We start from the raw sequence: 12,118 nt of genomic DNA on the forward strand, positions 1-12,118 counted from the left end.
CAACATCACCTACACCTCGGCCAGCGCGTCAGTTCATCGAACGATCACACGAACGAGCGATCCCCAACCATGAGTAAAGGGACTTAACGTCCTCTCACATGACGCGATTTCACCGTGACAGAACGCCGTTGATCGTCGTCACGGAATGTGTGCCTGATCCCACAACTCACCTATAAAGCCAGGGTCACGCAGTGGCCGCAGGCCACCGGGCAGATGTCCTGTCTCGCTCAGTCGAGTCGCCTTCTCAGTGAACCCAGGCGTTCAGCCTTCTGTCTCAGTGAACTTAGGCGGGGGTGCGCGCCGGGGGACCGGCCCATCTACCCGCTGTATTCCCTGCCTGCCGACATGGTGCAGGCTGGACGTCATGCTTGCTGATCATTACGAGTACGACGTGGTCGTCACGGCTGTGGCCCCAGCCGGGACCGCCGTCCACGTGGACGGGGACGACGGTTTCATCGACCAGACCAAGCACCCCTCATGGCGGTCGGACACTCCCCGCGCCGCGGTCGGCGACCAGATACGCGCGGTGGTACTGGACGCCACCAGGACTCCGCCACGGTTCAGTGCCCTACCGAGCGACATACAGACGGCGCGGAGCCTGCGCCATACCGAACCACTTCTCCGTCTCTGCCCGCCGCCTGGCGGTGACCGCCGCACCGCGGAGTGGGCCGCCGTGGAGGAGGCGTTGGGCATTGCCCTGCCAGCCGACTACAAACGGCTCGTCCAGGCCTACGGCGGCGGCCTCTTCGCCGGGGTGCTCTGGCTGCTGGAACCAGGCTGTCCGGACGCGATGTACGACCTGGTCAACCAGACCGCGGAACGCGAGGAGATCCTCGCCGAACTCTGGGAAGCGGGCGAGGACAAGCCGTCGGAACTCGATGAGCGAAACGCCAGGCTCGTGCCCTGGGGGTACGTGGAAGGTGCGGGACACTTCCTGTACTGGCTGGTCCGGCCCGGTGTCGAGCCGGAGGAATGGACCGTCATCCTCAACGAGGGGCGCGGTCCGCTCTGGGAGGCCTATCCGGCCTCGTGCAGCCAGTTCCTCCTTGACGTGGTGGCCGGCACGACGGCGTCGTTCTACTTCACCGACCTCGACGACGTCGTTGCCCAGGAAGACAGGATGCGCTTCTCACCCAACTCGCTGATCCTTGGCAAGTAGGAGCAGCCGGCGGGGCCGCACCGGGGACCACGTTTCGCTGTACTTGCCTCTCCCGCAGCGGCTGCGTTAGTTGAATCGAGCCTGTCTCACGCAATCCAGTCCGCGCAGGTCAGCCCGACCGTAGGCGACTCACTTCATTGAGACTGGACAGTTGCACCCCTGACCTGGCCCTTTTTCGCCTCAGACGGGCCGGACGATGCCGGGTTGCACCTCGACGGCCAGCCTTGGGGGATGCGCGAGCTACTCCCAGCGCATGCCGAGTTCGGTGAGTCGTGCGGCGCGTTCGGTGGGGATGTCCGCGCGCCTGGCGCGGCTGTTGGCGACGAAGAGTCCGAGGCTGATCTGGACGGTGGTGCCGTCGTCCAGGAGCAGGGGTTGTACGCCCACTCCTACTGGGCGACGGTGGGGAACCGACATGAGGCCGAGATGAAGCTCAAGCAATCGGGGTGCCGGTGCTGATGGTGGAGGTCGACCGCTCGACGATGTCGCCGCGCCTGCGACGGCCAGCCGCCCACCGCGCGCTGGGCGCGGAACCTGGTCCTCGAAGCCGTCCTCGCCCGACGCCGTAGTCGGCGCTGCGTCAAGACCGCCTGCTTCACACCGTCCTACGAAAGCGACCAGTAGACGATCGCATCACCGAGAGGACTTGTCGCCGCGATCTTCGCGCCTGACCCCGATGCTGTGCTCGGGGCGTCGAAGGCGAGGTAGCCATGGGTTTTGTCTCCGGCGTAGAGATCTCCGGATGCCAGGGCAGGTGTGTAGCCGCCGGCCGTCGCGTCGGCGTTCCACCGAGAACCATCGGGAGCGATGAGTGTGAAGTACAGCGGGTTGAACGACGTTTTGCCCGACACCACCGTGATGTCCACCGTTGCGACGAGCCAGCCACCATGCTGGGCAGTGAAGACGCTGTTCCCACCTTGAGTGGTGTAGTGAGCCTGGCTCACTGTCTCCGTGTACTGCCCTGGTCGTCCTTGACCTCGACTGGCGTCCCGATCTTGTACGTTTGTGGCCCTCCCTTGGTGCTAGCCACAGCGCTACTGCTGGAAGAAGGCGCCGAGCTCGCTGGACCGGTTGTCGTGTGACTAGAAGTGCAACCGGAGAGCGCGACCAGCGAAAGACCAGCCACTACCCCGGCCGTTCGAACGACCGAATTGCTTAACGTCGCCATACGGACGATCCTCGGCGCCAGCAAAGCCGCCCGCAGTACAACCGCGTCCAGCCGGGTTTAGGCCGCCAGCCGGGTCCGCCGCCGGCGGCCGGATGACCCTGGAGAACATCCAGCAAGCCCTGGAACAGGCCCAGTTCGAGGAATGCTGCGCCGACCGGCACGCCGACGCCCCGCCTCGGCCTCCTCTCCGGGCCGGCGGGACTGGGGAACCATGCCCTCGTGCAGCATCCGAGCCCGGTCCGCCTCGTCCTTGATCTGAGGACGCCTCACCCGCAGGTAGTCGTTGAGGGTGGTGTAGGCGTCCGCGGTGAACCCGTACTCGTCCCGCAGCCGGGCCAAGATCCGCTTGTTGGTGTGCCGCTGCTTCGGCGGCGCCGTCAGGTCCGCCCGCAGCATCTCGTCGATCCAGCCCTTGGCCGGGTCCAGCGCGGAGCGGCGGGTCACCGGCTCTTTCCGCTTCGGAGGCAAACGCACTGTCCAGGGCCTGGCGGGCCATCCGGCGGTGGACCGAGTAACGGCGGGCCAACTCCCGGACCGAGGCGTTCTTCAGCCTCTTGTCCCGGCGGATCCGCTCGAACAACTCAACGCGCTGCAAATTCTCGGCCTCCTGACACGGCCGTGACTGCGAACTCACACAGCGTGATGCGGTTGCCAGAGCCCGGTCAATCCCGCACTACTCCAAACGAGTGCACCCCCACTGTTGGGCAGACACCTGAATCTGCCCAGGCCGGAACACACGAACAACATCCCGGGCCGCACCCGCCAGCCGACGCCGTCGGCCGCCCTATGGCTTTGGCGGCACGGCCGGCGCAGGCAGGTCGAGAACGCGGGCAAGGGCGGCAACGACCGGACCCGAATGCTCGGGCATCTGCTGATGGATCCAGGCGGTCGCCAGCACGAGGAAGTTGGTCAGGTCGCGCTCGACGCCAGCGAGCAGGTGGCGGAGCTCGGTCATGGGCAGCTCGATCACCGGGCTGCCACTCTGCTCGGCGTTGACGGTGAGCCGGACGGTGTCGCCGAAACGTTCTGCAACCGGGGACACGGGCTCGTGGCCGAACCCAAGCAGGCTGCCGCCGTCGACGAAAACGTGCCAGTCGCGCCAGTCTTCCAGTCCGTCGCAGCAACCGGGCAGGAAGGTGACCCCCGTGGAGTGGTCGGTGACTCGCAGGCCACCGGCCGCGTAGAGGTTGTCGAAGGTCAGCAGTCCATGAAGGAAGGACTGGAGCGGGCCAGTCGGCCGTGGCAGGCGGTCACCGTCAGGATCGATGTCGTTGCAGGCGATGATGCGCATCATCGCCGTCCCGACCTCGGCGGGTGAGAGTTCGCCGTTCAGGGGCAGGAAGGCGAACGGCTCGACTCCAGCGATAGGCCATAGGTCGAAGCCCTCGGGTGTGTTGATCTCCAGAACAGGCTGTATCACGATCACCTGGCGCAGTGTTCCGTACGCTTGCCCGTATCGCCTCTCGATTACGCCGAGCATCTCGCCTCTTCCGAACCCGGAACCAGAGGAAGAGCTGAGCACCTTCGGTCGTACTGGCGTGCAGACGCAGTTGCCGCCGACACCTCACCGCGCCGGCCGGCAGGTGGGGCCAACCTAAACCGTTCCTCGGTGGGGCCACTTGCAGGGTTCAGGTACGGATTTCGTGAAACCGATCGTGCTTCCGTGCGCTGGGTGACGCTCCGTCACTTTCGGGTGGATGCCTGATGCTGTCGCAGCGCGGTGAGCGCGCGACTGGCTATCTCGTCGGGTGTGCCGACAGCGTCGACCGTGACGAGGAGCCCTTGCCTTGCGTAGTGCCGGATGATGGGCTCCACCATCGCTTCGTAACTGCTGAGCCGGCCGCGGATGCTTGTCTCTTTGTCGTCCTCACGCTGATAGAGCTCACCGCCGCAGACATTGCAGGCGTCATCGACGTCGAGGGTGTCCACCGCTGGCTCGTAGACGTGGGCCGAGTCGTTACGGCAGAGGCGACGGGCGGACTGGTGGCGGACGCGGCCCTCCACCTCCTGCTCGGGAAGGTGCAGGCGCACCACGCTGTCCAGGGCGTGTCGAGTTCGTGGAGCAACTCGTCCAGAGCAAGCGCCTGGTCGGCGTTGAGCGGGTACCGGTCGAGGAGGAAAGCTGTGGGGGCCTGGCACAGGTGGTCCCGGACGACCTTATTGATGATCTCGTCCGGGAGTGGCCTGCTTGAGTTCATGATCTCGGCGGATCGGATCCCCAGGTCGGTGCCCTGGCGGAGGTGAGCGCGCATGAGATCGCCGAGGTTGATGCGCGGCACTAGACGAGTAGATCCGAAGTTCCGCCTGGCATGTCGCTCAGCGAGCGTAAGGTGCTGGCCGCGATGCTCGATGTCGACAACAACGGGATCGGTGCACCAGTCACGCGCTCACTGATCGCGTATGACCACTGATCACTTCGGATCTGCGTCTAGGCTCCGGTTCCATGAATACTGTCGCTCTCGCGTTCGGAGCGCTGCTCGGCATCGGCGCGGGCTTCTGCGCCCGGGAGACCTACAGGGTGCACCAGGTTCGCCGCCGCGGCGTCCGCACCGTCGGCCGGGTGCTCTACGTCCGGACCGACACCGATGGGGACGGTGACCTCCAATACCACCCGGTGGTCCGCTTCGAGCTCCCGGACGGCACGCGGGTGGAGGCGGAGAGCGCCACCGGCACTCCGCACTCCTGCTCGCTCGAACCGGACGACGAGGTCGAACTCGCCTACCTTCCGAGCTGGCCCAAAGCCATCGTCATCCTCGGTTTCGACGGTCTTGCCAATCCGTGGGTGTACGGCTTCATCACACTGCTGATCGGCGGCTCCGCGGCCCTACTACTGTGGGGCAGTGCCGCGCCCTGACCGTGGCTCATCTCCCCGGTGGCGGCCGAGCGCCGTCCATTTGTTCCGTGCCGCCTGCGCGCTCTCTCGTCCGAGCGAGTAGATCCGAAGTTCCGCCCCGTCGAAGGGGTGAGAGTGTCCAAGATCAGTTTGTGACGACCGACCTGAACACCCTCTTGACCGCACTGTACGTGAAGATCGACGACGAGATCGGAGGGACGCGGTGGATGGGGCGGCCTCCGCTGCTCAGCGACTCCGAACTCGTCTGCCTCGCGGTGGCGCAGGCGCTCCTCGGCTATCACTCCGAGGCCCGCTGGTTGCGCTACGCGCGCAAGCACCTGTGCGGCATGTTCCCGTACCTGCCCCAGCGCGCGGGCTACAACAAGCGTCTGCGCGCGGCGTTGCCGCTGGTCAATCGCATGATCCGGGAGCTGGCCATGGACAGCGACTTCTGGACGGACACGGTGTGGATCACCGATTCCACCCCGGTGTCGTGCGGCATGTCGCGCCCGACTGTCCAGCGCTCGGACCTCGCCGGCTGGGCCGGCTATGGCTACTGCGCGTCCCACTCCCGCTTCTTCTGGGGCCTGCGCCTGTACCTGGTCTGCACGCCGACGGGCATGCCGATCATGTGGGCCCTCGCCAACCCAAAGATCGGCGAGCGCGAGGTCCTGGCCGCGATGCTCGAAGTCGACGCCGACCTGGTCGCCCGACGCGACGGCATCCTGCTCATCTCGGACAAAGGCTTCGCCTCGAAACCGTTCGAGAAGGACCTCGCCGAACTCGGCATCGAACTGCTGCGGCTCTCCCTCAAGCGTGAGAAGAAGCGCTACGGCGAGCCGATCCTCAAGAAGGTCCGCCAGCTGATCGAGTCGGTCAACGACACCCTCAAAGGGCAGCTCGACCTGGAACAACACAGCGGGCGGACCTTCGAGGGCGTCGCGATCCGAGTCGCCCAGCGCGTCCTCGCGATGGCCGCCGGCATCTGGCACAACAACAAGATCGGCGCACCAGTCACGCGCTCGCTGACCGCGTATGACCACTGATCACATCGGATCTACTCGTCTAGCAGGGCCCGAGCCAGCGAATCGCTCGGTGTCTCCCACAGCCACGCCGGTGGTTGCAAGATGGCGATGCGCATCGAGCCCGTCGCCATCATCGGCAGATCCAGTAGCTGTCGCGGATCGGGTGCTTATATTGCTCACCGGTCGAGCGAGCCACCACGACACCGCCGTCCTCGTAGGAGACCCGGTCGCCCGCCGCGACGAACACCGGTGCGTCCAGCTCGACCTGGAAGTCGGCGTGGAGCAGGAACTCGCTGAGCAAGAGCATCCGCGGCAGCGGGGTAACCCCTCGATATTCAGGCGCACGACCCAAGCATCCCGCAGGGGCCGGTGCCACCGCGACTGGGTTCGGTCTGCCGGCGGCGGCTGGTCGTTTGTGGTTGGGCATGGATTCCGTGACGTCGATCAGCGGGCCGTGACGGTCTGTGGTCGGCGGCTGGCGGCGATCAGGAGGAGTCGTTTGCGCAGTAGGGGTGGTTTCGCTCTGCCGAACATGCTGCGCTTGAGCGCTTCAGGTCGTTGACGCGGCCCTCGACCGGTCCGGACGACCAGTGGGTGCTCATGCCGTAGATGACGGCGTCGAGGTTGGGGAGCAGTCCGGTGGCGAAGCCGGCCAGGCCGTACTGGTCGTCCGCGCAGACGTCGGCGATCCAGTGCGGCAGCCGGTCGCCTTCGCGGTTGGTCATGATGGTCGCGAAGGTGCGGACGTGGCCGGCGGCGGCTGTGAGTTCGGGTGAGCGGGCCAGCAGGGTCTTGAGCTGCGGCTGGTCGTCCTCGCGCAGGTGGTCGGGGTGGCGCGTGATCCAGCCGGCGGCGGCGTGTTCCCCGCGGCCGAACGCTCGGGTCGTAGCGGCCGAATGTAGTCGCGCAGGGTGCTGTAGCTGCAGCGTGCTCCACGTTCTTCCAGCTCGCGGTGGAGCCTGGACACGTTCGTGCAGCCTTCGGCCATGCGCTGTTCGAGGTAGGGCTTGAACCGGTCGGGTTTGCTGGTCCGGTCCTGCCATTCTGGCGCGATCGCGGGCGGCCGTGGTCACCGAACTCAACCGCCTTCAGGGCGAACACGATGAGGCCGAACGCGAACTGACCAGCGCACAGCAGCGTCTGTACGTGCTGTGGGCGCTGTCGCTGATGGAACACCAGCCCGCCGCCTTCCGCGACCGGATCCGCGACGAACTCGACTCCAACATCCCCCACGGCGCCGCCGGCCAGGTGGCCGCGCTGACCTCGCGCCGGGACGGGTTGCGCGAACAGATCCCCTGGCCCACCGCCACCGAGGACCTCGAGGCCGCCGCCGCCCGCTACGCCGCCGACCAGGGCATGCGCGCCGGCCACACCCTCCAGCGCGTCCCGCGGGAGATGTTCGAGCAGGCCGCCGACCCCGTCGTCCTCCTGCAAAGCTCCCACCTGCACGCGCCGATGACCCGCGGATCCGCCCTGCCCTGCCGCACCGCCGACGGCACCGTCACCGCCGTCGGCACCATCACCGCCGCCACCGTGCAGAGCGACGTGGACAAGGTCAACACCGCCGGCCTGCCCGAGGACATCGCCATCCCCGCCCTGCTGACCGAGTTCTTCATCCTGGCCCGCGCCCGCCACACCGGAACAGACCTGACCGGAGCGACCGGCCCCCTGCCCGCCTACGGCACCGAAGCCTGGCGCCGGCCCTGGCAGCCGCTGTACCTGATGTGGGAAGCCGAATACGTCCCCCTCACCTACCGCGACCCCGACGGCACCGACCGCTGGCACTTCGACGGCAGCCGCTACCGGTGGCAGGGCGGAACCGTCCCCGAAACTCCCGTCATCCTCACCGGCCGCCAGATCCTCACCCCCACGGCCGGCCACGACACCGACGGCAAACTCGCCGCCTACGCCGCCGGCCGCACCGATCTGCCCGACGGCCTCATCCCCGCCCTGCGCGAGGAGCTGCGCAGTATGGACGTTCTCTCCCAGCGCTTGGAAGGCTTCACCACCGGCATCAGCCAGCGCGACCCCCGCTCCACGCTGCGTCCCACCGGGCCCATCGCCGACCTGATCGGCAACGGCGACCACGAAACGCCCTACCCCGGCCAGGCTTCCGCCTTCCCCGGGCAGCCCTCCACCTCATCGCCGTTCTACGAACTGCGCTCCGGCCAGCTCGCCTTCACCAAACTCGCCGTGGTTGACCGCTTCGGCCGCACCGTCAGCAAGATCGGCAACCCCCAGCACTTCCGCTTGTGCCGCCCGGCCTCCATGGTCCCCGACCACCCCGTCCAGTCCACCGACGCCGACCGCTTCGTCGAACTCGCCCCCCGCCTCCTGCAGCCCGCCCGCCTCCACTTCGGCTTCCTGAACAACACCATCGACCAGCCCATCGACCTCACCCCGGCCGCCGACCCGGTCTGGGCCTGGCTGCTGAACAACCGCCTCGACAAAACCCTGGTCTGCTATGCCCCCGACGGACACCTGTGGGGTGAACTGCGCACCATCCTGCAATCAGGCGGCAGTAAGGCGGTGATCTGGGCTCCCTTGCCCGGATCCCCCGTGGCCACCCTGGACCAGCTCGCCGACATCGCCGGCCACGCCCACCGCCTGCTCGCCGAGATCCGCCGCGGGCCCGCGGCGCTGGATGCCTTCCGAGGCATGCTCGATGACGCCCTGGCCACCATCGACCCCGACGGACCCGACGACACCAGCCTCGGCTTCCTCCTCGGCCGTCCCCTCGCCCTGGTCCGCGCCCGTCTCGATCTGCAACTGCACGGACCCGCCCGCACCTCCGTCGGCTGGAATGACATCCTGAGCCCCCCGGCCCCCGACATGCCCGACTGGGAATGGACCGTGCGCCTCGGACAGACAACCGCCACCGACGACGGCCTGGTCGGCTACATCCTGGGCGAGGACTACGCCCACTTCGAGACCGCCGTCGAACCCGCGGATACCGCCGGTGACTACCTGCGGCACATCGGCACCGGAGACCGCCTCAAACTCGCCTTCCACGGCACCAGCACCGCCACCGCCACGCTCCTGCTCGACCCCGGGGCCGCCGTCCACGACCACCGACATCCTCCCGGTGGCCCGCGTGCACGTCCCTCAGCAGTACACCGACCAGGCACTCGCCCGCATGGCCGTCTGCTTCCGCACCGGCCCCCTCCTCGCCGCCACCACCCCCGACCCGCAAACCGCCGTCCTTCCCCAGCCGGCCACCGCCACCGGCACCTGGAGCTGGACCGAACCCGCCGCCGCCGACGGCACCTGGCACCAGATGCCCATCACCACCCCCGACCCCGCCGACCTGCCGCTCGGCGCCCCCGAGATCCGCACCGGCTACCTCGTCCTGAACGACGCCGCCGACGCCACCCGATAACCCCCGCCCCGACAAGGAACACATCCATGGGCACTGTCAACCAGACCACCACGACCACCGCGCGCACCACCGGACCGGCCGACGCCGACGGTGAGGCCACCGCCAGCAGCGGAGAACCCTGGCTGTTCTACTCCTTCACCACCGTTCCCGATCCCGTCACCATCACCCCACCCCCGCCGACGGCGGCGACCCGCCACCGGTCTCCCTGGCCGACCTAGTCATCACCGCCAGCCGCCGCTGGGAAGGCGAAGGTGGCCAGCCTGTGCGAGGGCGGAGGCGACCACCGGAGGTCCCCCAACGTCGGTGCCGTCGTCGGCCGTGGCGATGTCGAGTCCGGCGGAAGGGGGCTCTCGGACCGGTTACCAGCCCTGGCCGATCTGGGTGCGGGCTCCCAACGCCGTGCTGCCGGTGCCCGGGTAGAAGTAGAGGCCGCCGGTGGAGCCGGTGGGCGCCTGGACCGCGTCGAGGTCGCCCTTGCCGTCGCCGTTGAAGTCGGCGCCGACGAGTTGGCGCATGCTGTCCCAGCCGGTGCCGATCTGGACGCGGTTGCCCAGAGTGCTCGTTCCGTTGATGGAGCCGTTGCCCGGGTAGGCCCACAGCACTCCGTCGCGGTCGACCGCGACGAGGTCGGCCTTGCCGTCGGCGTTCAGGTCGCCGGGGCTGGTGAGTTCGGACATGCTGTCCCAGCCGGCACCGATCTGGCTACGGTTTCCGAGAGTTGAGCTGCCGTTGAGTTCTCCGGTGCCGGGGTAGACCCACAGGGCGCCGCTGCGGTCGATGGCCAGCACGTCCGGCTTGCCGTCGTTGTCGACGTCCAGGACGGTGACCTCCCGCATGCCGTTCCAGCCGGAGCCGATCTGCGTCCGGTCACCGAGTGTGCTCATTCCGGCCGCAGTGCCGGTGCCGGGGTAGACGTACAGGTTTCCGGTGCCGGTGTCGACGGTGAGCAGGTCGGCCTTGCCGTCGCCGGTGACGTCGCCGGCCGCGATCATGCCCATGGAGCCCCATCCGGAGCCGATCTGGATGCGGTCTCCGAAGGAGCCGTTGCCGTTGCCCGGGTAGAGCCACAGCTTCCCGGTGGCGGCCTCGGTGCCCACGAGGTCGCTCCTGCCGTCGCCGGTGAAGTCGGCGGAGGTCAGGTTGACCATGCCCGCCGGGGCGGGCTGAGCGGGCCAGGTGGTGTGGACGACGATGCGGTTGTAGTCGTTCTCGTTGGCCATCCAGAGCTCGTCGGTGCCGGGCCAGTAGGAGAGGTTCTCGATGTTGACGCCGGTACGGGTGACGAGGCGCACCGGTTCGCCGAGACGGGCGTGGTAGAGGCAGCTGGGGATGTTGGTGCCGCCGTGCGAGGCGTCCACGAACTCCGGGCACGGGCCCGCCATGACGAAACGTCCGTTGTTCATGGCGACGCCCTGGACGCCGCCCATCGGGGAGGCGAAGGCGTCCGAGGCCTGGACCCGGCCCGAGGCGTCGGCCTTCAGCTTGCCGGTGACGGGGTCGATGGGCCAGCGGACGATCGGCGCACTCGCCCTGCCGAAGTCCCCCTCCACCTTGTGCGGGTCGCCTTCGGAGGTGACCAGGGCGGGCTGGGAGCCCGTGAGGTCGAGCGAGGCCGAGGTGAGGCAGGGGCGCTGGGGGACACCCGCGTAGGCGCCGCAGTCGCCGGGCGAGCCCGTCCCCGTGTAGGTGTAGGCGCCGACGCGCGGGAGGGCGTAGGTGTGGCCGGCGGCGTGTGTCCTGCCGTTGGCGTCGACGCCGACCGCGGTGTCGGAGGTGTCGTCCATCTGCCAGATGTCGTTCAGGTCGAAGACGTCGAGGCGGTCGCCCCTGCTCGCGACGTACAGCCGGTTGCCCGACCAGACGACGGAGTTGGCGTGACCGCCGAGCGCCGTGAAGGTGGTGCCGTCCTGGGCGAGGCCGACGAGCAGGGCGTGCTTGTACGTCACATGGGCCGGGTCGGTGACATCAGTGAAGGTGATCCGCTCCGCGCTGTCGGAGGGTCCGTGCCAGCTGGCGATGAGCACCTTGCGGCCGTTCACCAGGGTCTGCGCCTGGGGTGACTCGCCGGAGCCGGTGAGGCCCTGCGGGACCCAGGACGAGGTGCCGTCGTCCTGGGCGGACCAGCAGAAGCCCTGGGCGCCGGTGATGTTGGACGGGTGGCACAGGGCGCGGGCAGAGGTGTCGGTGGCGGCGAGGACGCCGTTGATGCCGGTGCGCTTGAGTGAGGGGTGCGCGGACTCGAAGGTGGTTGCTCGGGCAGCCTCCCGGCCGTTGTCCCACTGGAAGCCCAGCCCGTCGGTGCCGATTCGGGTGACCGTGTTGTAGGTCGCGACGGCCCCGTCGGGGACGGTGGTCGCGGTGGTGGCGGAGGCCGGGTTGCTCGCGGCTCCCACGGTCAGTGAGAGGAGTGCCGTGGCGACTGCGCCTGCACTTCGTACTCGTGTCTTGCGGCGGGGCGGGGTGGTCATGGGGGCTCGTCCTCTCACCGTGCCTGGAATGTTTCGTCGGCCCGGAAGTTCGTCCTGCGGAAGGCGGCACAGGGCCGTCGGTGCAT

Annotated in this window: 12 protein-coding genes and 1 pseudogene; 4 read left to right on the plus strand and 9 right to left on the minus strand. The window is 68.1% G+C overall.

The window, feature by feature from the left end:
* The first annotated feature begins 364 nt into the window (after positions 1-364).
* Entirely contained in the window at positions 365-1,159 is a 795-nt protein-coding gene (locus ACIBEC_RS45645) for an SMI1/KNR4 family protein (protein ID WP_360509238.1), read from the plus strand.
* Between the two features lie 240 nt (positions 1,160-1,399).
* On the opposite strand, the gene ACIBEC_RS45650 is transcribed toward ACIBEC_RS45645, so the two are convergent.
* The 6 genes and pseudogenes from ACIBEC_RS45650 to ACIBEC_RS45675 form a co-directional block, all read right to left on the minus strand.
* Positions 1,400-1,546, minus strand: a complete 147-nt coding sequence (locus ACIBEC_RS45650; RefSeq protein WP_360509240.1) for a helicase — start codon at positions 1,544-1,546, stop codon at positions 1,400-1,402.
* Between the two features lie 218 nt (positions 1,547-1,764).
* Positions 1,765-2,103, minus strand: coding sequence for a DUF4352 domain-containing protein (locus ACIBEC_RS45655; RefSeq protein WP_360509242.1), 339 nt, complete (start codon positions 2,101-2,103; stop codon positions 1,765-1,767).
* 281 nt (positions 2,104-2,384) lie between these two features.
* Positions 2,385-2,771 (minus strand): hypothetical protein, encoded by a 387-nt coding sequence (locus ACIBEC_RS45660; RefSeq protein WP_360509293.1) that lies wholly within the window; start codon positions 2,769-2,771, stop codon positions 2,385-2,387.
* A 340-nt stretch (positions 2,772-3,111) separates the two neighbouring features.
* The gene (locus ACIBEC_RS45665; RefSeq protein WP_360509243.1) at positions 3,112-3,753 is read right to left on the minus strand and encodes a hypothetical protein; all 642 of its coding nucleotides are present in this window, start codon (positions 3,751-3,753) and stop codon (positions 3,112-3,114) included.
* Between the two features lie 257 nt (positions 3,754-4,010).
* Positions 4,011-4,361, minus strand: coding sequence for a hypothetical protein (locus tag ACIBEC_RS45670; protein ID WP_360509295.1), 351 nt, complete (start codon positions 4,359-4,361; stop codon positions 4,011-4,013).
* Positions 4,362-4,384: 23 nt separating this feature from the next.
* A pseudogene (locus ACIBEC_RS45675) lies at positions 4,385-4,606 on the minus strand (nucleoside monophosphate kinase); the annotation flags it as partial.
* Positions 4,607-4,770: 164 nt separating this feature from the next.
* Here ACIBEC_RS45675 and ACIBEC_RS45680 point away from each other — a divergent pair.
* Entirely contained in the window at positions 4,771-5,181 is a 411-nt protein-coding gene (locus ACIBEC_RS45680; protein ID WP_360509245.1) for a DUF3592 domain-containing protein, read from the plus strand.
* Between the two features lie 131 nt (positions 5,182-5,312).
* Positions 5,313-6,206 carry an IS982 family transposase gene (locus ACIBEC_RS45685; protein ID WP_360509247.1) on the plus strand — a complete coding sequence of 298 codons (894 nt, stop codon included), beginning with the start codon at positions 5,313-5,315 and terminating at the stop codon, positions 6,204-6,206.
* A 109-nt stretch (positions 6,207-6,315) separates the two neighbouring features.
* On the opposite strand, the gene ACIBEC_RS45690 is transcribed toward ACIBEC_RS45685, so the two are convergent.
* Together ACIBEC_RS45690 and ACIBEC_RS45695 are read right to left on the minus strand one after the other, a co-directional pair.
* Positions 6,316-6,492 carry a hypothetical protein gene (locus tag ACIBEC_RS45690; RefSeq protein WP_360509249.1) on the minus strand — a complete coding sequence of 59 codons (177 nt, stop codon included), beginning with the start codon at positions 6,490-6,492 and terminating at the stop codon, positions 6,316-6,318.
* Between the two features lie 178 nt (positions 6,493-6,670).
* Positions 6,671-6,910 (minus strand): hypothetical protein, encoded by a 240-nt coding sequence (locus ACIBEC_RS45695; RefSeq protein ID WP_360509251.1) that lies wholly within the window; start codon positions 6,908-6,910, stop codon positions 6,671-6,673.
* Positions 6,911-7,250: 340 nt separating this feature from the next.
* Between ACIBEC_RS45695 and ACIBEC_RS45700 the strand changes: the two genes are divergently transcribed.
* Complete coding sequence (locus ACIBEC_RS45700) at positions 7,251-9,782, plus strand: hypothetical protein (RefSeq protein ID WP_360509253.1); 2,532 nt, start codon at positions 7,251-7,253, stop codon at positions 9,780-9,782.
* Positions 9,783-9,923: 141 nt separating this feature from the next.
* Here ACIBEC_RS45700 and ACIBEC_RS45705 read toward each other — a convergent pair whose 3' ends face one another.
* Positions 9,924-12,032 (minus strand): VCBS repeat-containing protein, encoded by a 2,109-nt coding sequence (locus tag ACIBEC_RS45705; RefSeq protein WP_360509255.1) that lies wholly within the window; start codon positions 12,030-12,032, stop codon positions 9,924-9,926.
* Positions 12,033-12,118: the final 86 nt, after the last annotated feature.

The organism is Kitasatospora sp. NPDC051164, assembly GCF_044455625.1.
Classification (GTDB): domain Bacteria; phylum Actinomycetota; class Actinomycetes; order Streptomycetales; family Streptomycetaceae; genus Kitasatospora.